At 61.5% G+C, this 22,281-nt stretch carries 17 protein-coding genes and 1 pseudogene; 8 read left to right on the top strand and 10 right to left on the bottom strand.

Translation table 11 applies throughout. From position 1 onward, the window contains the following. Positions 1-216: 216 nt before the first annotated feature. The 7 genes from QTL94_RS10965 to QTL94_RS10995 all read left to right on the top strand — a co-directional run bounded on the left by QTL94_RS10965 (position 217) and on the right by QTL94_RS10995 (position 8,251). Positions 217-1,194, top strand: coding sequence for an AAA family ATPase (locus tag QTL94_RS10965; protein WP_289801544.1), 978 nt, complete (start codon positions 217-219; stop codon positions 1,192-1,194). Continuing rightward, positions 1,191-2,144 carry a DUF58 domain-containing protein gene (locus QTL94_RS10970; protein WP_289801545.1) on the top strand — a complete coding sequence of 318 codons (954 nt, stop codon included), beginning with the start codon at positions 1,191-1,193 and terminating at the stop codon, positions 2,142-2,144. The genes QTL94_RS10965 and QTL94_RS10970 overlap by 4 nt, the downstream gene beginning before the upstream one ends. Then, complete coding sequence (locus tag QTL94_RS10975; protein WP_502944120.1) at positions 2,141-2,656, top strand: DUF4381 domain-containing protein; 516 nt, start codon at positions 2,141-2,143, stop codon at positions 2,654-2,656. The genes QTL94_RS10970 and QTL94_RS10975 overlap by 4 nt, the downstream gene beginning before the upstream one ends. Then, positions 2,643-3,632: a vWA domain-containing protein gene (locus QTL94_RS10980; RefSeq protein ID WP_289801546.1), complete on the top strand. Its 990-nt coding sequence runs from the start codon at positions 2,643-2,645 to the stop codon at positions 3,630-3,632. Before QTL94_RS10975 ends, QTL94_RS10980 begins: the two co-directional genes overlap by 14 nt. Then, the gene (locus QTL94_RS10985; protein ID WP_289801547.1) at positions 3,629-5,182 is read left to right on the top strand and encodes a vWA domain-containing protein; all 1,554 of its coding nucleotides are present in this window, start codon (positions 3,629-3,631) and stop codon (positions 5,180-5,182) included. The genes QTL94_RS10980 and QTL94_RS10985 overlap by 4 nt, the downstream gene beginning before the upstream one ends. Further along, positions 5,179-6,456 (top strand): BatD family protein, encoded by a 1,278-nt coding sequence (locus tag QTL94_RS10990; RefSeq protein ID WP_289801548.1) that lies wholly within the window; start codon positions 5,179-5,181, stop codon positions 6,454-6,456. The genes QTL94_RS10985 and QTL94_RS10990 overlap by 4 nt, the downstream gene beginning before the upstream one ends. A gap of 127 nt (positions 6,457-6,583) precedes the next feature. After that, positions 6,584-8,251 (top strand): arylsulfatase, encoded by a 1,668-nt coding sequence (locus tag QTL94_RS10995; protein WP_289801549.1) that lies wholly within the window; start codon positions 6,584-6,586, stop codon positions 8,249-8,251. A 115-nt stretch (positions 8,252-8,366) separates the two neighbouring features. Here the strand turns inward: QTL94_RS10995 and QTL94_RS11000 are convergent, their stop codons facing one another. From QTL94_RS11000 to QTL94_RS11045, 10 genes are all read right to left on the bottom strand, one after another. Further along, positions 8,367-10,346 (bottom strand): adenylate/guanylate cyclase domain-containing protein, encoded by a 1,980-nt coding sequence (locus QTL94_RS11000; protein WP_289801550.1) that lies wholly within the window; start codon positions 10,344-10,346, stop codon positions 8,367-8,369. Positions 10,347-10,497: 151 nt separating this feature from the next. Then, the gene (locus tag QTL94_RS11005) at positions 10,498-12,117 is read right to left on the bottom strand and encodes a GMC family oxidoreductase (RefSeq protein ID WP_289801568.1); all 1,620 of its coding nucleotides are present in this window, start codon (positions 12,115-12,117) and stop codon (positions 10,498-10,500) included. A 2-nt stretch (positions 12,118-12,119) separates the two neighbouring features. Continuing rightward, entirely contained in the window at positions 12,120-13,649 is a 1,530-nt protein-coding gene (locus tag QTL94_RS11010) for an FGGY-family carbohydrate kinase (RefSeq protein ID WP_289801551.1), read from the bottom strand. A 149-nt stretch (positions 13,650-13,798) separates the two neighbouring features. Continuing rightward, entirely contained in the window at positions 13,799-14,641 is an 843-nt protein-coding gene (locus QTL94_RS11015; RefSeq protein ID WP_289801552.1) for a class I fructose-bisphosphate aldolase, read from the bottom strand. Further along, the gene (locus QTL94_RS11020; RefSeq protein ID WP_289801553.1) at positions 14,614-16,362 is read right to left on the bottom strand and encodes a glycerol-3-phosphate dehydrogenase/oxidase; all 1,749 of its coding nucleotides are present in this window, start codon (positions 16,360-16,362) and stop codon (positions 14,614-14,616) included. The genes QTL94_RS11015 and QTL94_RS11020 overlap by 28 nt, the downstream gene beginning before the upstream one ends. 12 nt (positions 16,363-16,374) lie before the next feature. Further along, positions 16,375-17,370: an aldo/keto reductase gene (locus tag QTL94_RS11025; protein ID WP_289801554.1), complete on the bottom strand. Its 996-nt coding sequence runs from the start codon at positions 17,368-17,370 to the stop codon at positions 16,375-16,377. Then, positions 17,367-18,374: a sugar-binding transcriptional regulator gene (locus QTL94_RS11030; RefSeq protein WP_289801555.1), complete on the bottom strand. Its 1,008-nt coding sequence runs from the start codon at positions 18,372-18,374 to the stop codon at positions 17,367-17,369. The genes QTL94_RS11025 and QTL94_RS11030 overlap by 4 nt, the downstream gene beginning before the upstream one ends. Before the next feature lies 1 nt (position 18,375). After that, complete coding sequence (locus QTL94_RS11035; protein ID WP_289801556.1) at positions 18,376-19,365, bottom strand: ABC transporter permease; 990 nt, start codon at positions 19,363-19,365, stop codon at positions 18,376-18,378. Between the two features lie 22 nt (positions 19,366-19,387). After that, positions 19,388-20,914, bottom strand: a complete 1,527-nt coding sequence (locus QTL94_RS11040; protein WP_289801557.1) for a sugar ABC transporter ATP-binding protein — start codon at positions 20,912-20,914, stop codon at positions 19,388-19,390. A 66-nt stretch (positions 20,915-20,980) separates the two neighbouring features. Further along, on the bottom strand, positions 20,981-21,982 hold the full coding sequence (locus QTL94_RS11045) for a substrate-binding domain-containing protein (RefSeq protein WP_502944122.1): 1,002 nt from the start codon (positions 21,980-21,982) through the stop codon (positions 20,981-20,983). Positions 21,983-22,179: 197 nt separating this feature from the next. Between QTL94_RS11045 and QTL94_RS28440 the strand changes: the two are divergent. Then, positions 22,180-22,281: pseudogene (locus QTL94_RS28440) on the top strand (ABC transporter ATP-binding protein); the annotation flags it as partial.

The raw sequence follows: 22,281 nt of genomic DNA on the forward strand, positions 1-22,281 counted from the left end.
AGCGGTGGGCTCCGATCTTTCCGGGCCGCTGCCTTCACAAATCAGTTCTTGTCGCACTCAAATTTCGCGCTGCTTCCTGGCGGATACGTCGAAATTTACCGTTGCGTACTTTTGCAACGCTCCACAATCGGCATTGTTTATCCGACACCTGAGGCGAAGTCTTGGAAAGCAGGGTGCGGCCCTAGCCCCCCCCCTCGGAAATCGGAGGAAGAGATTGTGACGGCACGTGACGATATTCTCGATCTGGGCAAGCGCGTCGGACAGTCGATCATCGGCCAGGATACGATGGTGCAGCGCTTGCTGCTTGGCCTCCTGGCGAATGGCCACTTGCTCGTGGAAGGGTTGCCTGGCCTCGCAAAGACGAGAGCTATCAAAAGTCTCGCGAAGAACCTCGATTCCGAGCTGTCGCGCGTACAGTTCACTCCCGACCTCCTGCCTGCCGACATTACAGGCTCCGAGATCTACTTCTCGGAAGGCGGCAAGGGCGAATTCAAGTTCCAGCAGGGCCCAATCTTTGCGAACCTGATCCTGGCAGACGAAATCAACCGCGCGCCGGCAAAGGTACAATCCGCGCTTCTCGAGGCGATGGAAGAACGGCAAGTCACCGTCGGCGGTCAGAGCTATCCGTTGCCGGATCTCTTCATGGTGATGGCGACGCAAAATCCGATCGAACAAGAAGGCACCTATCCCCTACCGGAGGCGCAGCTCGATCGGTTCCTGATGCACGTCGAGGTCGGGTATCCCGACGAGACATCGGAAGCGGCGATCATGCGTCTCAACCGGGATGAAGAAAACGCCGCACAAAACAAGGGGCAAACGGCAAAGATCGAGCGGCTAAACCCTCAATCGATCTTCGATGCGCGCAAGGAGATCGGCGTGGTGACGGTCTCCGAACCCGTCGAGAGATACATCGTCTCCCTCGTCATCGCCACGCGTTACCCCGACCGCTACGACAAGGACCTTGCCAAGCAGCTGCAAGTCGGCGTCAGCCCCCGCGGCGTCATTGGCCTGGACAAGGTATCGCGTGCCTATGCATGGCTGCAGGGCCGCGACTACGTCACACCTGATGACGTCAAGGCGATCGTGAACGACGTGTTCCGACATCGCCTCATTCTCTCCTATGAGGCTCACGCCTCGAACACCAGCGCCGACCATGTCATCGATCGCATCACCGAACTGGTGGCCGTCTCATGAGCAACGGCGGGGATCGCACAACCGGGGTCCACGTAACGACGCAGCAACTCGTTGCGCTCGAGGGCCGCGCTCGAGACCTCACCTTCATCCAGAAGGCTCGCAGCCATCAGCAACTTGCAGGACGCATGCAATCGGCGATGCGGGGCCGCGGCCTCGTCTTCGAGGAATTGCGGGAATACCTTCCCGGCGACGACGTCCGGTCAATCGACTGGCGCGTCACGGCGCGGACGAGCAAACCCGTTGTCAGGGTCTATGGCGAAGAGAAGGAGCGCCCTGCCATTCTCGTCGTCGATCAGCGCATCAACATGTTCTTCGGAAGCCGCCTGGCGATGAAGTCAGTTGCGGCGGCAGAAGCTGCGATGCTGACCGCCTGGCGCATTCTCGGCTCCGGTGATCGGGTCGGTGGCTTCGTGTTCGACGATCAGGACGTCAGCGAGGTGAAACCCCATCGCAGCCGAAATGCCGTGATCGCCTTCGCCGATCGGATCGCCACCATGAACGGCAAGCTGGATGCCGGCCACTCCGCTCCCCAGTCTCCCGCGGCGCTCGACGACGTCCTCCACCGGGTTGCGGAAATCGCCCACCATGATTTCCTCGTGGTCATCGTCAGCGATTTCGACGGTCACAGCGAGACGACGCGCCAGCTCCTGCTTCAGCTCTCGTCCCGAAACGACGTCGTGTGCCTTCTCGTTTACGACCCATTCCTTCTCGAGCTGCCGTCGTCGGGCGAGATCGTCGTCAGCGGCGGAACGCTGCAAGCCGAACTGCCGCTCGGAAAGCCCGCCGTCCGCCGATCGATCGACAAGTTCGCTCAGGACCGCGGCGATGAGCTCAGAGCCTGGCAGCGCCAACTCGGCCTGCCAATGCTGCCGATTTCCGCAGCCGAAGAAGTCGCCCCTCAATTGCGAGGCCTTCTTGAACAATCGGCCTGGCGGCAAAGGAGGCGATGATGGAGCCGGCGGCCAAACTCGACCCCATCACGGAAGCGGCCCTGCGCTCGCTCAAGGACATCGCGGTGCCACAACCCGTTTCCTGGATGCCGCAAACCTGGGGCTGGGGAGCATTGGCCGCCATCACGATCGCGGCCCTGCTGCTATGTGCCGCGCTATTCTACAGGCGTTGGCGTCGCAACGCCTATCGGCGCGAGGCGCTTCGGCTGCTCGACGAGATTGCCGATGACTTCCGCAGCCCGCAAACCCGGGAGCAGGCCATCACGCGCCTCGGGGAATTGCTGAAGCGCACGGCTCTGGCAGCGTGGCCACGCCAGACGATCGCGGCGGCTTCGGGCAACGATTGGGTCAGCTTTGTCAGCGCCCATCAGGGCGGCGAAATCGGCACGTCGCTGAAAAGCTATCTCGACGATCTGGAATACCATGCCCCCACGGCACTGAACGTGGAGGCCGGGGACAACCTTCTGCGTGATGCACGGCACTGGATCGAGAGGCATCATGTATCAGCTTGACCTGCCATGGGCGCTGCTGCTTTTGCCCCTTCCTCTGCTTGTCTGGTGGCTCGTGCCCCCGCATCGAGAAACGTCGGCATCCATCAGGCTGCCCTTCTTCAATGAGGTCGCGAGTGCAGCCGGTGTCGAACCGACGGAAGGCTCCGTGGTGCCGAAGCGGTCCTGGCCTCAGACCGTGACCGATGTTCTGGCCTGGTGCCTTATCGTCATCGCATTGGCGCGTCCGCAATCTGTGGAGCCGCCACTGGAGAAGACCGAACCCCAGCGCGACATTCTTCTGGCACTCGACCTGTCCCAGTCGATGGATACCCGTGACTTTGCGGCACCCGACGGAACATCGAAGGCGCGCGTTGATGCGGTCCGGACCGTCGTCGCGGACTTCGTGACCAAACGACCGGGCGATCGTATCGGCCTGATTGCGTTCGGCGATGCGCCCTACCCGCTCGCGCCCTTCACAATGGATCATGCTCTTGTTGAAACCATGGTAGAGGGCCTTCTTCCAGGAATTGCAGGACCCCGGACAGCACTTGGCGACTCTCTGGGTCTTGGCATTCGCATGTTCGAAAAGACCACCGTTCCCGAGAAGGTGATGATCCTGCTAACGGATGGCAACGACACCGCAAGCAAGATGCCACCTCTCAAGGCGGCCGATATTGCCAAGACAAAAGGCATCCTCATCCATGCAATCGGCATCGGTGACCCGGCAGCGACCGGCGAAGACAAGCTCGATACAGCGTCTCTGCAGAAGATCGCCGAGACCACCGACGGACGCTATTTCTTTGGCGGTGATCAGAACCAGTTGCAGGATATCTATAACGAACTCGACCGGATCACACCTCAGGATCAGAAGCAGCTTTCCTGGCGTCCTCGCATAGAATTGTTCCATTGGCCGCTTGGCGCGGCGGTCATCCTCACTGCCGCCTGGTACGGGATCACCGGGCTTTTGGGCCTCGCCCGCCGGAGGTCTCCCGCATGATCTCGGATTTTCACTTCCTCCGGCCATTCTGGCTGATCGCCCTGCTTGTTCCTCCCGTCATCCTCTGGATGGTGTCGCGTGCGGGTGATTTTCGGAACCGCTGGAAGGGATTGATCGCACCACACCTGCTCGACAGCCTCATCATCCAGCCGGACCGCAGGCATCGCTATGCCCCCGCCTGGGTTCTGGCCGCCCTGCTGACGTTTGCAATACTCGGCGCCGCGGGGCCGACCTGGAAACGCGAAGCGCCGCCATTCGTTGCGGATACCGCATCCCTCGTCATCGCGGTGGATCTTTCACCGACCATGGATGCCATCGACATTTCTCCGAGTCGCATCGAACGGGCCAAGCTCAAAATCCATGATCTTCTCGCCACCCGCAACGGCGCGCGCACCGCCGTGGTCGCCTATGCGGGAACTGCCCACCTTGTCGTGCCGCTCACGGACGACATCGAGCTGATCGAAACCTATACCGACGCCTTGGCGACCGGCATCATGCCGAAGCCGGGAAAAGACACACCAGCCGCCCTGACGATGGCGGATAACCTGCTGAAGCGGGACGGAACGTCAGGAACCATTGCGCTCCTGACCGACGGGGTAGAGCCGGCCGCGGCGGCAAGCGCCAAAGATATCGAGAGCGCCATCGTTGTGCTTGGCATCGGCACGGCCGAAGGCGGCGTTGTCAAGCAGAGCGACGGCAGCTTTCTTGCCGGTGCAGGAGGAGCCCGTCTGACCGCGAAACTGGACGTGGATGCACTGAAGACATTCGGCAGCGACACCGGCGCTGATGTCGCGACGATGACTCAGGACGACACCGACGTTCGGTGGCTTGCGCAGCGCGTGCGAACGAACTTTGCGCAGCAAACGGCAACGGAGGGCGATCGTTGGCACGACCTCGGATGGTGGCTCATCGCTCCTGTGGCGCTGCTGTCCGCGCTGTCGTTCCGTCGCGGCTGGCTCGTCAGGCTTTCAGCCGTATTGCTCGCCTTTCATGTCCTGTCGCCGACATCGGCGTCAGCCTTCGACTTCGCCGACATGTGGCTGACGCCGGATCAGCAGGGCCGCCGCGCCTACCAGCAGGAAGATTACGCGACAGCAGCGGAGCACTTTCAAGACCCCATGTGGAAGGGCGTCGCCCTCTATCGTGCCGGCCGATATCAGGATGCGATTGATGCCTTTGCGGCCATCGACACCCCGGAAAGCTGGTACGATCAGGGGAATGCGCTCCTACATCTGAGCCAATTCGAGGATGCTGTTGCTGCCTATGGCAAGGCACTGGAGACGCAAAAGGATTGGCCCGATGCCGTCGCAAACCTCGCGATCGCCCAGCAACTTCTCAAACAGGAGCAGGACAAGGAGCAGGAACAGGAAGAAGACCCGAACCTGAAGCCAGACAGCATCCAGTTCGACAACAAGGCAAAGAAGGGCAAGGCGGGAGAGGTGAGCGTCGCCGAGCAGACGTCGGAGATGTGGATGAAGAACATCCAGGTCAGCCCGGCCGATCTCATGGCCAGAAAGTTCTCTATCGAGGATGGAGGTCCGAAACCATGATGAAGCTGATCCTGAGCATCGTCCTGCTTCTTGCCCCGTCGATTGCATGGAGTGCCGAACCGTTTGCCCGAGCTACCGTCGAGGGTGGTGACGGCATCGTGCCGGGGCAGCAGGTGCGCGTTGATGTCGATATATACGTTCCCGACTTCTTCACATCGCCTCCGCAATTCCCGCTCTTTGATCTGCCGAACGCCCTGGTGACGCTCCCGGCCGAACGGTCTCAGAACGTCACCCAGACCATCGATGGCGTCCAATATTCCGGCATTCGCAAGGGCTATGCGATCGTGCCGCAGGTCTCAGGAGCTTTCACCCTGCCCGAATTTGCTGTTGAGTTTGGCTACTCCGTCCAAGGCAAGCCGGAGAAGGCAACAGTTACGGTGCCCTCGGTGTCGTTCACCGTCAACGGATCGTCTGCGCCGGGACAGCAGACGGCCTTCGCGGCAAGCAATCTCACCGTGGAGCAAGCCTTCGATCACGACGCGCGATCCTTGAAGGTTGGGGACGCGCTGACCAGAACGATAACGATTACTGCCCAGAAGACCCAGGCCATGATGATCCCGCCGCTCGACGCCGGCACCGTTACTGGGCTTCGTCAATACGAAAATGCCCCAGCGATCCAGGATGGAATCGAAGTCGGCCGCGACACGGCAAGTCGGCGAACCGAAACCTATATCTATACGGCAGACAAGGAGGGCTCGTTCGTCATCCCGGCCGTTTCCTACGCCTGGTTCGACATATCGAGCCACGAGAGCAAGTCGGCCTCATTGCCTGCTGTGACCGTCGATGTGTCTGCGGCGGCCGCGTCTTCGACCGGGATCAAACCGGTGCTCGAGGAACCGCAGCACCCGCTGCCGCATGTCAATCGCCAACGGATCGCCATAGCGATCCTGTCTCTTCTTGCAGTCGCTGCGCTGGTGCGGATCGGCTTCAAGCTGTTTCCCGCTCTCGCCGCACGGCTCCGGTCAGCGCGGGAGAGACACCGTTCCTCGCACGGTTATCGATTGAAGCTGCTGCAGCAAACAATCCAGACCGGCAGCGAAGCGGAAATCTACGCGGGCCTGACAGCCTGGAGCAGAAGCCTCGGCTACCGCACGCTTGGCGAATGGCTGCGGGGGGCACCTCAGGAACTCAGGTATCAGGTCGATATCCTCGCTCGCACGCTTTTCAAAAGCGCCGATAGCAAGATCGACCGAACGAAATTGGCGGCGTCAGTCGACTTCAGGAAAGCCGATGCGCCGGTCATGCATCCCGTTCTGCCGCCACTGAATCCTTAGCTGTCGTACGTCGTATCACAGGCCGAACGCCATCAATTTACGCTCGGTTTTACCGTAACGTACTTCCGCGTGAGCGATAAGGCGCGTCTTCTATCCGGGCACGGTCCCAACCCAAGGAGACTACCAGATGGATAATAGTGAAAATGGCAGGCCAGATGCCGAATTGACATCTGTCAGCCGTCGCAACCTTCTGCTAGGCGGAAGTTCCCTCGCCATAACGGCTCTGGCTGTTGCTTCAACAGCAAGTAACGCGAGTGCCCAGACGCTGCAAGCAGCTCAATCGCAGACCGCGGCGCCATCCGGCAAGAAGCCGAACATCCTGGTCATCTTCGGAGATGACATCGGTATCCCGCAGATCAGCGCCTACACGATGGGTCTCATGGGTTACCGCACACCCAATATCGACCGTATTGCCAGGGAAGGCGCGATCTTTACCGACTCCTACGGCCAGAATAGCTGCACGGCGGGTCGTGCTTCGTTCATCCTCGGCCAGGAACCCTTCCGGACAGGCCTCCTCACTATCGGCATGCCGGGCGATCCGCATGGCATTCAGGACTGGATGCCCACCATTGCCGAGGTGCTGAAGACGCAGGGTTATGCAACGGGTCAGTTCGGCAAGAACCATCTGGGCGACCAAGACCAGCACCTGCCGACCAAGCATGGCTTCGACGAGTTCTTCGGCAACCTCTATCACCTCAATGCCGAGGAAGAACCGGAAGGCTATTTCTATCCGAAGGATCCTGCTTTCCGCCGGCAATTCGGCCCTCGCGGCGTGATCAAGTCAAGCGCGGACGGCAAGATCGAGGATACGGGTGCGCTCAATACGAAGCGCATGGAAACCATCGACGAAGAGTTTCTTGAGGCTGCCAAGAATTTCATCGATCGACAGGCCAAGGCGGACAAGCCTTTCTTCGTCTGGTTCAACTCGACGCGCATGCATGTCTTCACGCATCTGAAGGCGGAATCGCTCGGCAAGACGGGCAAGGGCATCCATGCCGATGGCATGGTCGAGCATGACGGCCACGTCGGCCAGCTCCTCGATCAGCTGGATCAGCTCGGAATCGCCGACAACACGATCGTCCTCTACACCACCGACAACGGGGCCGAACTTGCTCTGTGGCCGGATGGCGCGATGACCCCTTTCCATGGTGAAAAGGGTACGACATGGGAGGGCGGCTTCCGTATTCCCATGATGGTACGCTGGCCCGGCGCGGTCAAACCAGGAACAGAGATCAACGACATCGTCACTCTCATGGACTGGATGCCAACCTTCGCAACCGCCGCCGGCATCCCTGACCTCAAGGAGCAGATGAAGAGTGGATTCAAGTCAGGGACCAAGGATTTCAAGGTCCATCTGGATGGGTACGATCTTGCGCCCCTTTTGAAGGGTGAAGTCCAATCCGGCCCGCGCGACGCCGTCTATTATTTCGACCAGGGCGGCAATCTCAACGCCATCCGCTGGAACGACTGGAAGCTTGCCTTTGCAGTCAACAGCGAAGGCAATATTGCGACGGCAACCCGCGAGGTACCGAGTTGGGCCAACATCTTCAACCTGAGGATGGATCCTTACGAGCGAGGCCTCAAGGAGGGCGGAGGCGCCATGGAGTTCCTGGCCCGAAACATGTGGCTGCTTGTTCCTGTGCAAGGGAAGATCAAGGACTTCTTCTCCGACTTCGACAAGTATCCCTATCAGGAAGGGAGCTCCTTGAATGCCAGCGGCATCAACTACGCAATGCTTCGCCAACAAGCAGCGCTCCAACGGCTGAACGAACTAGAGCGTCTTGCACCGCAATAGTTGCTCCTGGGACCGCGGGGAGTGATCTCACTTCCCGCGGCATCCCCAGCCACGCATGGAAGCCGGGCGCCGCTCAAGTGCTGCTCCGCTATCCGTCACTGACAGTCTCCTTCCACTAAGACTTGGCGTCCCAGCCGCAACAATCGGTCACGAGTTCGAAGACTTCGATCTCCTCAGCGCGGCCTTTGGCGCGTGCGTTCCCCAATGCTCGAAATTCGAACAAGCCTGATACCTTCGACTGCACCGCCTCACTGACCAGAATGCTGGTGCCGAACTCCTTGTTCATGCCTTCGAGGCGGGAGCCCACGTTCACCGTATCGCCCATGGCGGTATATTGCCGCCGATTTTTGGCTCCGACGCTGCCGACCACGGCCGGTCCGGTGTGCAATCCGAAACGCGTGATAAGCTCAGGGCGTCCCGATCGCCGGCTGGCAGCGTTCAGCGTGTCGATTGCCTCCTTCATCGCCAAGGCACACCGACAGGCATTCTCCACATGGCGTTCATCGCGCGTCGGCGCGTTCCACATCCCGAAGATCGAATCTCCCAAGTACTGAACGATGGTGCCGCTGTGTCGCTCGACGGTCTCGTTGAGAAGCTCGAAATAGTCCGAAAGCAGTTCCACCAGATCCTCGGGAGAATGCTTTTCCGAGATTGTGGTGAAGTCCTTGATGTCGGTGAACAGAACCGTGACCTCCTGCCTGTCGGCCGAACCGATCGCGGTCTGGCCCGAGGAAACGATGCGGCGCACGAGCTCGCGCGGCACATAAAGGGAAAAGGTCGCGATTGTATTGCGCGCAGCGCCCAGCGCCCGCGCAAGGACGTTGATCTCGGCAATCCAGGAATGGGGAAGCCGGCGATCTTCGAACTTCAGGTCACCGATGCGGCGCGCTTCATCGGCGAGCGCGAAAAGCGATTTACTGATCAGTTGGGCGAGGACAATCGCCGCAACGATGCCGGCTGCCACGAAGGCAACGGCCGTCAGCAGGTTCTTGGCGAGAAGCCGGTCTGTTGGACCCACCAGATCATCCAGGGGGGCGGCGATGACGACGGCATTGCCTTTCAGCAATCCGGAAAACTCTACCGGAGAGACCTGCGCGATAAAGGGTTTGCCCCCGACTGTGAAGGGTACGATGCCGCCAGCAGCACCGCCGCGATCCCGCAGCAGCGCGCGGATAGGCGCGATCGCCGGATCCATATCGTCGGAGACCGAGGCTCCGTCGGTTCCACTGTGCGAAAGCGTATCGAGAATGTTCGCCATGACGCTGGCGTCCGAGTGAACGATAAGCCGGCCCCTACCGTCGAAAACGTAACCGCGTGCGTTCTCCGAAATGGCTTCCTTGTTGAGCAGGCGGCTAACTGTCTGCAGGAGAACGTCGACGCCCGCGACGATCTCCGGATTCTTGCTCAAGGGCACGGCGAGCGTCAGGCTCAACGACTTCGTCGTCGCGGTCACATAGGGGCCGACCGACACCTGCCCCTTAGTCTCGATCGCCGCCTGATACCAGGGTCTCGTCCGAGGATCGTAGGTTTCGTCCCGATCCTCACGCTTGGCGATTTCGACGCCGTTTGCTCCGAGAAAATGCCAAACGGTGCCGGCACCGGGCGGCTCCTTGGTAAGGGTGCGGATTGCAAACGCCGTGCCTTTCGGAGCGGACAGGGCCTTGCTCCAGGCGGGATTGGCCGCAACGTTGACAGCCTGGATGAAGCTGCCATCAGGATAGCCGGAATAAATGCCGTCGATGTAATTTCCGCTCTGAAGCACCTTCAAAAGGTACTCGCTTTTCGCATCGAAATCCTGCGAAGGCGGTGACAGCATTTGCGGAAGCACCGACGCGGTAGCGACGGCGGAATAGCCGTCACCGAATACGCTCTTGTAGTTCTCGACGACGCGCAAGCCGAGCTGGCGCATCTGGGACTCTCCTGATGCGAGAGCCGTCGCGCGGCCTTGCTCGTAGGCCATCCACATCAGCGGCGCAGAAATACAGATCAGCAACCCGACGATGACCACACTGAGGTGCACCCTCAGTGGCTTCGACCACGAGGCGAGTCCTGAATTCAATGTCGGCCCTGAAGGGCGGCTTTCGTCTTGGTCCATGGCGTCGAAATCTTGCCGGTGATGGTGCGTGGATGCTGACGAACCTTTGCCGACGGAAAGCCGGCTAGGAAGTACGTTACGGTAAATGCTGCCGTACACACGTTTCAGCGCCTCGAAAAACGACCCGCAAACGGCTGGTCAGCAATTGCCGCTATGGCGTCGCCAGCATCATCTCCGCCGCCTTCTCGGCGATCATGATCACCGGAGAGTTCGTGTTGCCGGAGACAATGGTCGGCATGATCGACGCATCGACGACGCGCAGCTTGCCAAGACCATGGACGCGCAGGCTCGGGTCCACCACAGCCATCGGGTCGTCGCCCATCTTGCAGGTGCCGACCGGGTGGAAGATCGTAGTCGCAATATCGCCGGCGCAGCGGATCAGCTCATCATCGCTTTGATACTTCGAGCCGGGAAGCATTTCCTGTGGTCGAAAACCAGCAATGGCATCGGTTTGCATCAGGCTGCGGGCGTGACGGATGGACTTTGCAGCAAGCAGGCGATCGCCGACGGTGGACAGGTAATTCGGGCGGATTTCCGCCGCGGCCACCGCGTCGCGGGTCGTGATATGCACAGTCCCGCGGCTCTCCGGCCTGAGATTGCATACCGAGACGGTTACGGCAGGATAAGGATGCAGCGGCTCGCCGAGCCTGTCGGTGCTCAGCGGCTGGACGTGATATTCGAGATCAGCGGTCGCAACAGCCGGATCGCTCTTGGCGAAGATGCCAAGCTGGCTCGGCGCCATGGAGAGAGGCCCCGAGCGGCTGAGCGCATATTGCAAGCCCATGCCCGCACGGCTCAACAGGCTGTGATAAAGCTGGTTCAGCGTACGCGCCCCTTCGATCTTGAAGACCGTGCGGATCTGCAGATGGTCTTGCAGGTTTTCGCCGACACCCTGCAGTGCGTGATGAGCGGGAATGCCGAGGTCAGCCAGTAGATCCGGTCGCCCTATCCCGGAGAGTTCGAGCACCTTCGGTGAGTTGATGGCTCCTGCCGAAAGCACGACTTCGCGCGTTGCGTGCGCCACACAGGCCCGGCCGTTGAGCCGGAAGCGCACACCGGACGCCGCCTTGCCGTCGAATTCCAGCCGTTCGGTTTCGGCATTGATCAGAACCCGGAGGTTCCTGCGCTTCATCGCCGGGCGGAGAAAGGCCTTGGTCGTATTCCAGCGCACGCCGCCACGCTGGTTGACCTCGAAATAGCCAGAGCCCTCGTTGTCGCCCCCATTGAAGTCATCCGTCTTGCGAATGTCGAGCTCCTCGGCCGCGTCGCGGAAAGCGTCGAGGATCGGCCAGGAGAGCCGCTGGCGCTCCACGCGCCATTCCCCACCTGCACCATGCAGCGCGGACTTGCCCCGGTAATTGTCTTCCGATTTCAGGAAATAGGGCAAAACGTCGTCCCAGCCCCAGCCGGCATTGCCGGCCTGGCGCCAACCGTCGTAGTCAGCCGCCTGGCCGCGCATGTAGATCATGCCGTTGATGGAAGAGCAGCCGCCGAGGACTTTCCCTCTGGGATAGTTCAGCGCGCGGCCATTCAGGCCCGGCTCGGATGCCGTCTTCATCATCCAGTCGGTGCGCGGGTTGCCCATGCAATAGAGATAACCGATCGGCACATGGATCCAGTGATAGCGATCCGTGCCACCGGCTTCGAGAAGCAGCACGCGGTTTCTCGGGTCGGCCGAGAGCCTGCTTGCAAGCACGCAGCCTGCCGAACCGGCTCCGACGATGATGAAGTCGTAGCTGCCTTCATCCACCGGCGTTTCATTGTCAGGCATCGTCACGCGGCAACTCCCGTTTCCAGCCGGCCTGTTGCCGACAGCCGCTGCCAGAGCGGCGCCATGGCTTCGGCGATATCCGTGTAAAGCCGGTAGCGGCGATCGTAGTGGCCGGCAAGCGCGCAGTTCGGCTGGTAGTGGCGATCGATCTGCACCATGGCGTTGGCGCCTTCCGTGAAATCGGTAAAAAGACCGACGCCGGTTCCGGCCGCGATCGCCGCCCCAAGGGCGCCCGTCTCCCGCGAGACGGCAACGGAGACCGGCATACCAAGCACATCGGCAAAAATCTGAGGCCACAGGCGGCTTCGCGAGCCACCACCGGAAAGCACGGCCTCGTCAAACGTGGCGCCGGCCTTGCGAATGGTCTCGATATGCTGGCGATGGCCGAAAGCCACGCCTTCCAGCAAGGCCCGGATCAGATGGCCCTTCCCGTGCCAGCCGGCAATTCCATAATAGCCGGCCCGCGCATGACCATCCTGCTGGGCGCCGTAGAGATAAGGGTGATAAAGCGGATCATCTGCCGTGGGCTCCACCGCCGCCGCAAGTGCGCAAGCCGCATCGAACGGCGACACGCCATCCATATGCTCGCCGTCGAAAAACTCCCTGACCAGCCATTCGAGGTTGGCGGCGGAGGTCGCGCTGTTCTCCATCGCCATATAGCGGCTGCGGTCAAAGGTCGAGGACATGAACACCGGACCGTCGAGCGTGGGGCCGTCCATGATGACCTGATTGATGCTCCACGTCCCTGCGATGATCGAAGCACTGCCGGTGCGCGAGACGCCCGAGCCGAGCGCCGAGGCGACGACATCGAACAGGCCACCGATGACAGGCGTGCCGGCGGCAAGCCCCGTCTCCGCCGCAACAGCCTCCGTCACGGTGCCGGCAATATCGGCGCTTTCGATCAACGGCGGTAGAAGCGCCATAGAGTCGGCCAGCCCGTAGGCGGCCATCAGCGTCCTGTCGTAGCGGCGGGCGGCGAGATCGAGCAGCCCGGCCCCGGACATATCAGACACTTCGCTGACGCGCCGACCGGTCAGCCGGTTGACGATGAAATCCTTGGAGAAGAACACCGTACCAATACGTTGGAAGAGGTCGGGCCTATGGCGTTTCAGCCAGGCCAGCAAGGTCGGCGTCTGCGAGGGCCATGGACGCTGACGGGCGATGGCCACCGTCCTGTCGCCAACCCCTTCCGCCGCCCATTCATCGACAAGGCCCGTCGCTCTGGTATCCAGCGACTGGATGCCGATCAACGGTTCCCCGGCGCGGTCGAGCGCATAGAGCCCGTTGCCGTGACCAGCGCAGCCGATCGCGGCGATTTCGGTCGCTGCAATGCCGGCCTGGTTGAGGCAGGCACGGATCACGCGCTTGGCATTGGCCCAAAGTTCGCCGAGATCGCGCTCGACGTGGCCGGGGCACGGCATCCGGCTATGGCCCTCCTCCCCCGCATAGGCCACTTCCTTGCCCGTCCGGTCAAAGATCACCGCCTTGATGACCGTGTTGCCGGCATCGAGCCCCAACAAGTAATTTCCCATCTTGAACCCCTCCCAGGTTCTGACAAAGTCTCGCGCGCTCCAGCTCGCCGTGGACGACGATCGACGTTGTGGCCGAGCCCCCATCGCTCGCCCACATCTCTCGTTGGCCGCAATCACCGCGATCCATGGCCGCTACCCTGCATGGGGCATCAGCCCCGCTGGTAAAGTGCGAAGGCCTCCTCGCCGCTCGCATCCTCGTGAATGATCGCCATCAGGCCGCGCACGACCGCATTGGGATTGGCGTGCTGGTAGATGTTGCGCCCGTAGACCATGCCCATTGCGCCCTGTCGCATCAAGGCCGCGGACTTGGCAAATACGGCTCCAAGGTCTTCCTTTCCACCGCCTCGAACGAGCACCGGGCAGCGCGCCGCCTCTACCACGCGGTGAAAATCATCAGCGTTCGTCGTCGGATCCGCCTTGACGATATCGGCGCCCATCTCCCGGGCAAGACGTGTCAGTGTGACGATCTTGTCGGCATCGCCATCGACCATATAGCCGCCGCGCTCTGTCACCGGCTGCATGACCAGCGGCTCGATCATCAACGGCATGCCGTACTTCTCGCAGTCGGCACGCACGCGAGAAATGTTCTGGACGCACTGGCGAAAGAGGTCCGGCTCGTCAGGCAGCATGAAGAGGTTCACGACGACGCAGGCGGCATCCATCTGCAGCGCGCCAACCAAAGGCTCGGCATCGTTCTGAAGCACTGCCCACATGTCACGATGGCGGATGCGGTTATAGGGGTTACCCATGTCGACACGCATGACGAGCGCAGGCTTGTCCTTACCCGGCAGGTCCTGCAGCAAGTCGGCCTGGCCGTAATTCATCTGGATCGCATCGGGCTTCGCATCGACCAGTGCCTTCACGACAGCGGGCATGTTCTCCAGGCCATCGAGGAAAGACGGCTCGTTACAGACGCCATGGTCGATCGCCACATCAAGGCAACGGCCGTTGCCGAACAGCCGGTTCATCCGGACTTTGCGGTTGTCTCGCATACTTCACTCCTTTGTTCGTTCCTTGCGGAAAGGGTTTCTTCGCAGACGCCGTGGCGCTCATGCATGAGGGTCAGAAAGCGGGTGCGTTCCTCGGCGGCACGCTGAGGCGGCCAGCCTTTTTCGGCGGCGAGAATCTCGAGAACGGCATCCGCCATCTCGAGCGAGAGTTCGCCGGTGATGGCAAGCGTCGTGCGCCGGAGCAGAATGTCGTCGAGGTGCTCGACCGCTTCGCCGCGAATGAGGAAGATGAGCTCGCGAGCGCTGTAGCCGGCATGAGGTAGAAGGCGATCCGGCGCCGCCGCCATGAAGCGCGCGACCTCGGCGGCATCCGTGCCATAGCGTGCAAAGAGCGTCGCGGCGCGATCCTCTGCAAGACCGGTAGTCGCCGCGAGCCGTCGCAGCCAATCGCCTTGATCGTCGGGAAAATCGCGTCCGCCGCCGAATGTGCGCTCCGCCGTATCGAGACGACGCTTCCGACCGAGGCGCTCCAGCGCCATGTCGGCGGCCAGTTCGCCGAAGGAGCGGAAGGTCGTCCACTTCCCGCCGATCATGCAGAGCACCGGTGGGCCGCCGTCGTTACCCTCGATGACAGTGCAGAAATGGTCGCGCGGAATGCGGCCGGTAAAGCTGTCTTTGCTGGCGGGCAGCGGCCGCACCCCGGCAAACTGGAAGACAATCTCCTCCGGCCGGATCACGACGCCGGGTAATACGAACGCAAGCGACTGAAGGATATAGTCGCGCTCGTCCGCCTCGCAGCGCACCGTGCCGGGGTCATCGACCCTTATGTCCGTCGAGCCGACCAGCACCTTACCGAGATAGGGAAAGAGGATGCAGATGCGCCCATCCTCGTTTTCGTAGTAGATCATGTGCCCATCGAGCATCTCGCGCAGGCCGACATTGTCGATGATCAGGTGCGAGCCCTTCGTGCCCCCCATCAATGGTGCAGGGCGGCCCTTCTCGGGAAAGAGCGCGCCGTTGGCGATATCGATCCAGCCACCGGTCGCATTGATGATCAATGCCGGCTTGATTGTCAGCGTCTCGCCCGAGAGACCGTCGCGCAGCAGAAATTCTCCGCCCGAATTCTGTTCGACAGTCGCGTAGTTCAGCGCAGCGGCGTTCGCACTCGACGTGAGGCCATCGACCAACAATTCCATGCCAATGCGCTCCGGGTGGCTTACCCAGGCATCGTAGTAGGTTGCGGAGTTGCGGATCGCGGGATTGAGTGCCGGCCATTTGGCGAGCGTGCTCCTGCGCCCGCGAAACTGGTGGCGCGGCATCAACGCGCGCTTTCGCGTCAGGAAATCGTAGATGCTGAGCCCCGCCTTGATGACCACGGCGCCGCGACGGCTCGGCCTGCGACTAAGCCCGAGGAACCGGACAATTCCATTGGCGAAGCCGGAAAACACATCGAAGATCGGAACCGTCGTCGCCAATGGCGCAACATAGTGCGGCGCATTGCGCAGCAACCGGTCCCGCTCGACCAGGGATTCCTGCACGAGACTGAATTCGCCGTTTTCGAGATAACGCAGCCCGCCATGCACCATGCGGGAAAGCGCGGCACTGGCACCGGAGCAATAATCCGCCTGCTCGACAAGCAGCACGTTGACGCCCTGCAACGCCAGCTCGCGAAAGACGCTGAGCCCGTTGATCCCGCCGCCGAGGACGCACACGTCCACCTTCGGGCTTTCGCGAAGCCCGTCCAATGTCTCTTTACGGTTCATGATGCTGGTCCGTTATCCGTCCATATGGGCGAGCTTGGCAGAGAGCGCCGCGTCGATAGCCTTGAGATCGTCAACCGAAAGCCGAAGCGTGCCGGCCCTTGCATTGTCAAGCGCCTGCGCCGGGTTGCGAGCGCCACAGAGCGCAAAGGTGATCCCCGGCTGCGCCAGCGTCCAGGCGATCACCACCTGGGCAATGCTCGCATCATGTCGCGCCGTGACCGACCGGATGGCATCGGAGAAGTCCTTCGCCTTCTGTCGATTGGCGACCGAGAAGCGCGGATTGTCCTTGCGCTGGTCGTCGCCCGAAAAGATGCGGTCCGGCCCGACCGCGCCGGAGAGCAGCCCGAGCGCCAGCGAGGAATAGCTGAGCGTCGACACGCCGCTTGCAATAGTGAGCGGCAGCAGGTCCGCCTCGATCGCCCGATCGATCATGCTGAACCGCTCCTGGATCGCATCGAGCGACCCGGTTTCGATGTAGCGCTGAAGCTCGGACCGATCGACGTTGCTGGCGCCGATCGCGCGGATCTTGCCCGCCGCCTTCAACTCTTCCAGCGCCCGGACAGTCTCCTCGATCGGTGTCGTCGCGTCCTGCCAGTGGGTGATGTAGAGATCGATATGATCCGTGCCGAGCCGGCGTAGGCTTTGTTCCACCTCGTGGACGATCGCGTCCCGGCCGAGATAGCGGTGAACAGGCTTGCCGTCCTGATCGAAGAAATGCCGGCCCTTCTGCGTGTGCCAGACCAGACCGCACTTCGTCGCGATCACGGCCTGGTCGCGACGTCCGGCAAGCGCCTTGCCGACGATTTCCTCCGAGCGGCCAAGCCCATAAGCGGGCGCCGTGTCGATGAGCGTGACACCCGCATCCAGCGAAGCCTGGATGGCGGCGATCGATTCCGCCTCGTCGGTCCCGCCCCACATCCAGCCGCCGATCGCCCATGTTCCAAGCCCGACAGCCGAGGCCTTGACGCCGGAGTGCCCGATCTCGCGGGTCAACTGTTCGCCGCTCATGCCTGATGTCCTTCCTCGGATGCTATTTCAAGAATGCGCGCCCCGGTGGCCTCGTCGGTCACCAGCGTGTCGAGATGATTGCCTCTGAGAACGCTGAGGATGGAGCCCGCCTTGTTCAACCCGCTGGCGACACCGATCTTCGTCGGGATCGAGGCAAACTCGTCCAGTGTCAGCGAGACCAGCGATCGATTGAGGCTGTAGTCGCAAAGCTGGCCTTCGCCATCGAGCAGGTGTGCAAGCAGTTCGGAACTCGCGCCGGCGTGCTCGATCGCCATGCGATCGGTGCTCGATGATGGATGCAGGTCGTAATAGGTCGAGTCGCTGCTCAGGATCGAGCCGATGCCCACGACGGCAACCTTCGCCTCGCGCGCCCGCTGGAAGACATCGGCGACGGAGCGCATGGCCATCAGCATCGCGCGCTGCTCGGCATTGTCGGCAAAGAGCGGCGCGTGGATCTGGTAAGAGCGGCCACCCAGTCGTTCGGCCATCAGCGTCGAGACATGGTTGACGTCGGTATAGTGCTTGCCCTGAACACAGCCGGTCGCGGGGATGACTTCGACATCGAAGCGGCGGCCGGGTTGCAGGCCGGCGACGACGGCGCTGACGCCCTTGCCGCCAGTGATGCAGATCGTGTCGCCATCGGCGATCTCTTCGATCAGCAGCCGGGCTGCCGCCTCGCCGACCGCCTGAAGTGCGGTCTGCGGGTTGTCGGAAACGGTCGGCACGACGACGGCGCGGCTGATGCCGCCAAGCGCGAGCAGCCGCTCTTCCATATCCACCAGCGGCTCGACCGGCGACTTGATCTTGATCTCGACGAGGCCGAGCTGGCGACCGCGCTTGATCAGCCGGTTGACTGTCGCATGCGAGATGCCGAGCTGGTCGGCGATCTGCGCCTGGGTCAGGCCTTCCAGAAAGTGCAGCACGAGCGCCTGGTGCATCTGGCGCGCGATGACGATTTCCTCGCGCGGCGCCGTGGTCTTGGGTTTCAGTCTGGCGATCCGCATATCAGACGGCCTTCCGCTTGTGCAGGAAATGATCGATGGAAACGGCGGCAAGGAGAATGCACCCCTTGATCATGTCCTGCCAATAGACTGAGACGTTCAGCAGGATCAATGACGAGGTAACGACCGAGAGCAATGCGATGCCGAGGATGGCGCCGAGGATGGTGCCGGAACCGCCGTTGAGCGAGGCGCCACCGATCACCGCGGCTGCGATGATGTTGAGCTCCATGCCGACACCGAAGGTCGGCGTCGCGGCGCCGAAGCGGGACATGTAAATCACCCCGGCGACGCCCGCGAGCGTGGAGCAGAGCACCGTGACCCAGAACTTCACCTGGTTGGTCTTGATGCCGGAATAGAGTGCCGCCTTCTCGTTGCTGCCCGTATAGAACACCTTGCGGAACGCCGTTGCCCGGCGCAGCAGGAAATCGAACAGGACGACGACGGCGACGAAGATCACGATGACATACGGCACACCGTAGAACGTGCCCTGGCCGACGGCCTTGAAACCTGCCGGGAGTGTGAAGAGCGAAAGCGGCGTGCCCTTGGTGATGATGAGGCACAGTCCGCGCACGATCACCATGCCCGCAAGCGAGGTGATGAAGTGATTGAGCCCCACGACGGTCACGAAGAAGCCCATGATTGCGCCGATGACGCCGCTGGCAAGGATGCCGATCAGCGACGCGGTCCATGGGTCCAGCCCGGCAAGGAACAGCGAGCCGGAAAGCACCATGGCAAAGCAGACGACCGAGCCGACAGCCAGATCGATACCGCCGACGATCAAAAGGATCGTCATGCCGACGACGACGATGCCCTCCACCGAGAAGCTCATCAGCATGGCGCGGAAGTTGCCCAGCGTCAGAAAGTGCGGCGAGGCAAAGCTCATGGCGACGCAGAGGGCGAGGATGATTGCGATCAATCCCGCTTCGCGCATCGTACCGATGCGTTTCCACGCCCCTGTCTTCTGTATCTCCGCCGTCATCGTATCAATCGCCATGCCCGTCTCTCCCCTTCCATCTTCACGCGGCATGATCTGCCGTCCTTACCGCGCCGATCCCTGATGCCAGGCGGATCACGGCCTCTTCCGTCATATTGTCTGCGCCGAGTTCGCCCGCGATGCGCCCCTCCCTGACGACCAGAACCCGGTCGCAAAGCCCGAGCAATTCCGGCATCTCCGACGAGATGACGACGATGCCAATGCCGGAGCGCGCAAGCTCCCGCAACAGACGATGGATCTCGGTCTTGGCACCGACGTCGATACCGCGCGTCGGCTCGTCCATCAGGATCACCTTCGGCCTGACAGCGAGCTGCTTGGCGATGGCTACCTTCTGCTGGTTGCCACCCGAAAGCGATTTGACCGGCGCCTCGACGCCGCCCATACGCACGCCGAGCCGGCGCGCGAAATCCTCTGCAAGCGCTGCTTCGGCACGGCCGTTCAGCAGGCCTGCGCGATTGGTGAAGGCCTTGAGGTTCAGCACCGAAATATTCTGGGCGATCGACATCTCCAGGAATACGCCGGAACCCTTGCGGTCCTCCGAGAGGTAAACGATGCCGGCTTTGACCGCATCCGCATAGGTGTTGATCGCCTGCGGCTTGCCGTGCAGGCGGATGCCGCCCGCCGTGCGCGACCGAAGTCCGCAGATTCCTTCGGCAATCTCCGTACGGCCGGAACCGATGAGCCCGCCGATGCCCAGAATTTCGCCCTTGCGCAGGTCAAGGCACACATCATGGAACCGCTCGCCGTCGCCCAAGCCGTCAACATTCAGGATGGTCTCGCCGCCGACGTCGTCAGGTCCGAGCTTGTCCGGATAGAGCTGGGTGATCTCGCGGCCAACCATGCGACGGACGACATCATCCGGGGTCACGTCAGCGATACGATCCGTGCAGACATAGCGACCATCGCGGAAGACCGTCACCCGGTCGCAGAGACTGAAGATCTCAGCCATGCGGTGACTGATATAGATGATCGAGATGCCGTTCGACTTGAGATCGCGGATGATCGAGAAAAGCTGCTGCGCCTCGGTTTCCGTCAGGGCCGCAGTCGGCTCGTCGAGGATCAGCACGCGGCAGTCGAGTGTCAGCGCCTTGGCGATCTCGACAAGCTGCTGGCTGGAAATGGGCAGGTCTGCAACCTTGCGGCGGACCTCGATGGCGGCAAGCCGGTTCATCACAGCCTGCGCATCACGTTCCAGCGCCCGGTAGTTCATGAAGGGTGAGCGGCGACGGTTGGTGGCTGCCATGAACATGTTCTCTGCGACCGTCGCATCCGGGCAAAGCGCAATTTCCTGGTGGACGAGGCCGATGCCGAGCATCTGCGCGGCGGCAGGCGACGATATCCTCACAGCCTTGCCATCGACCCGGATCTCTCCCTCGGTCGGCTGCACAACCCCGGCAATGATGTTCATGAGCGTCGATTTCCCGGCGCCGTTTTCGCCGCACAACGCGTGGACTTCCCCCCTCTCCAGGGTGAAATCGACGTTCGTCAGCGCCTGGATAGCGCCGAACTGCTTGCTAACGCCGTGGATCGACAGAACCGGTTCAGCCATCTTCGTCCTCCTCCTCCGTGGAGTACCATCCGCGCCGCATGACGCGGATGGTACTCGCCCGGGAGGTTACTCCTCGATACCCTTGGTGCCGCGGCGCTTCAGGTACTTGTCCCAATAGAAGTCGTCCGCATTATCAGCCGTCACAATCGAAAGCCCGTTATCGACGACTGGAATACTCATCGGGTTGAAACCGGAGCGCTTGGCGTCGTTCATCGGGTCGATCAGCTCGGGGTGCTTGGCCAGCCAGAGCAGCATGAAGCCCATATAGCCTTGCATGCCCTGGTTCGGATTGATCGAGCCGAAGACTTCGCCGGCCTTGATCATGTCCAGGATGTTGGCGTTGACGTCGGCGCACATGACAAGCACCTTGCCGCCGTTTTCCTTGCTGGCCTGCGATGCGCCGATCGCCGAATTCGCCTCCGGCATGAAGACAGCGCCAAGGTTCGGATTGGCCTGGATGATGCTCGAAAGCCCCTGATAGGCCTTCGTCGGATCCTGGTTGGAGGCTGCGCGACCGACGAGCTTCATGTCCGGCCACTTCGTCTCCATGCGGCTGATGAAGGCGGCGATGCGCTTGTCGTGGTTGTCCTGGCCCGGATTTTCGAGCACCGCATATTCGCCCTTGCCGCCCATCTTCTCTGCAATCGCGTCGGCGGCGTAGGTGCCTTCGCGTGTGTTGTCCGAGGTAATGAAGGAAACGCGCTTCGACAGCGGCGAGTCGGCGGCGAAGGTGACAACCGCCGTGCCCTGGCCGATGGCGCGATTGATCGGCTCGATGAACGGATCGGAGTTCATCGGATGAACGAGAATCCCGGCCGGGTTCTGCGCCAGCGCCTGGTCGAAGCTGGCGATCTGCTTGTTGACGTCATATTCCGGCGTGCCGGTGTATTCCGTCTCGCAGCCGAACTGCTGACCGGCCTGCTTGAACATCTCATAGACGGGGAACCAGTATTCCACGCCCGAGACCATCACGTTCATCACGTATTTTTCGCCCGGCTTGCAACGGAACGGATTATCCGTAGCCGCCGACGCAGTGCCGGCCAGAAAAGTGGTTGCAAGAACCGCCATGGCGGTCGAGCCGATAAATTTGCGCAAGTTTCCTCCTCGAGGCCGAAGCCCCTCCCAAAAGCCCGAGAGCGTCGCATAGACGCCGCTGATCGCGTTGAAACCGAACTTCCTCCTCGAAGTTCGATGAACACAATAAAGTGCAAGAAGGAGCGCGAGTCAATATAATTCACAAGTAGAAATATATTTCACAAGGGCGCCATGACTTATCGGTTGTCCGCTTGATTTCGGACGATGTGCTTGTTCTTTATCTTGGGAAGGTTGTAGAGTCTGGGGCCTGTGCGCGTGTGTTCGACCATCCG

The organism is Rhizobium sp. S96 (assembly GCF_030382195.1).
Taxonomy (GTDB): Bacteria; Pseudomonadota; Alphaproteobacteria; order Rhizobiales; family Rhizobiaceae; genus Rhizobium.

What these genes read in the sequence shown, in the direction of transcription:
- QTL94_RS10970 (WP_289801545.1), top strand. Translation starts at nt 1,191, where the DNA reads ATGAGCAACGGCGGGGATCGCACAACCGGGGTCCACGTAACGACGCAG.
- QTL94_RS10975 (WP_502944120.1), top strand. Translation starts at nt 2,141, where the DNA reads ATGATGGAGCCGGCGGCCAAACTCGACCCCATCACGGAAGCGGCCCTG.
- QTL94_RS10980 (WP_289801546.1), top strand. Translation starts at nt 2,643, where the DNA reads ATGTATCAGCTTGACCTGCCATGGGCGCTGCTGCTTTTGCCCCTTCCT.
- QTL94_RS10985 (WP_289801547.1), top strand. Translation starts at nt 3,629, where the DNA reads ATGATCTCGGATTTTCACTTCCTCCGGCCATTCTGGCTGATCGCCCTG.
- QTL94_RS10990 (WP_289801548.1), top strand. Translation starts at nt 5,179, where the DNA reads ATGATGAAGCTGATCCTGAGCATCGTCCTGCTTCTTGCCCCGTCGATT.
- QTL94_RS10995 (WP_289801549.1), top strand. Translation starts at nt 6,584, where the DNA reads ATGGATAATAGTGAAAATGGCAGGCCAGATGCCGAATTGACATCTGTC.
- QTL94_RS11000 (WP_289801550.1), bottom strand. Translation starts at nt 10,346, where the DNA reads ATGGACCAAGACGAAAGCCGCCCTTCAGGGCCGACATTGAATTCAGGA.
- QTL94_RS11005 (WP_289801568.1), bottom strand. Translation starts at nt 12,117, where the DNA reads ATGCCTGACAATGAAACGCCGGTGGATGAAGGCAGCTACGACTTCATC.
- QTL94_RS11010 (WP_289801551.1), bottom strand. Translation starts at nt 13,649, where the DNA reads ATGGGAAATTACTTGTTGGGGCTCGATGCCGGCAACACGGTCATCAAG.
- QTL94_RS11015 (WP_289801552.1), bottom strand. Translation starts at nt 14,641, where the DNA reads ATGCGAGACAACCGCAAAGTCCGGATGAACCGGCTGTTCGGCAACGGC.
- QTL94_RS11020 (WP_289801553.1), bottom strand. Translation starts at nt 16,362, where the DNA reads ATGAACCGTAAAGAGACATTGGACGGGCTTCGCGAAAGCCCGAAGGTG.
- QTL94_RS11025 (WP_289801554.1), bottom strand. Translation starts at nt 17,370, where the DNA reads ATGAGCGGCGAACAGTTGACCCGCGAGATCGGGCACTCCGGCGTCAAG.
- QTL94_RS11030 (WP_289801555.1), bottom strand. Translation starts at nt 18,374, where the DNA reads ATGCGGATCGCCAGACTGAAACCCAAGACCACGGCGCCGCGCGAGGAA.
- QTL94_RS11035 (WP_289801556.1), bottom strand. Translation starts at nt 19,365, where the DNA reads ATGGCGATTGATACGATGACGGCGGAGATACAGAAGACAGGGGCGTGG.
- QTL94_RS11040 (WP_289801557.1), bottom strand. Translation starts at nt 20,914, where the DNA reads ATGGCTGAACCGGTTCTGTCGATCCACGGCGTTAGCAAGCAGTTCGGC.
- QTL94_RS11045 (WP_502944122.1), bottom strand. Translation starts at nt 21,982, where the DNA reads ATGGCGGTTCTTGCAACCACTTTTCTGGCCGGCACTGCGTCGGCGGCT.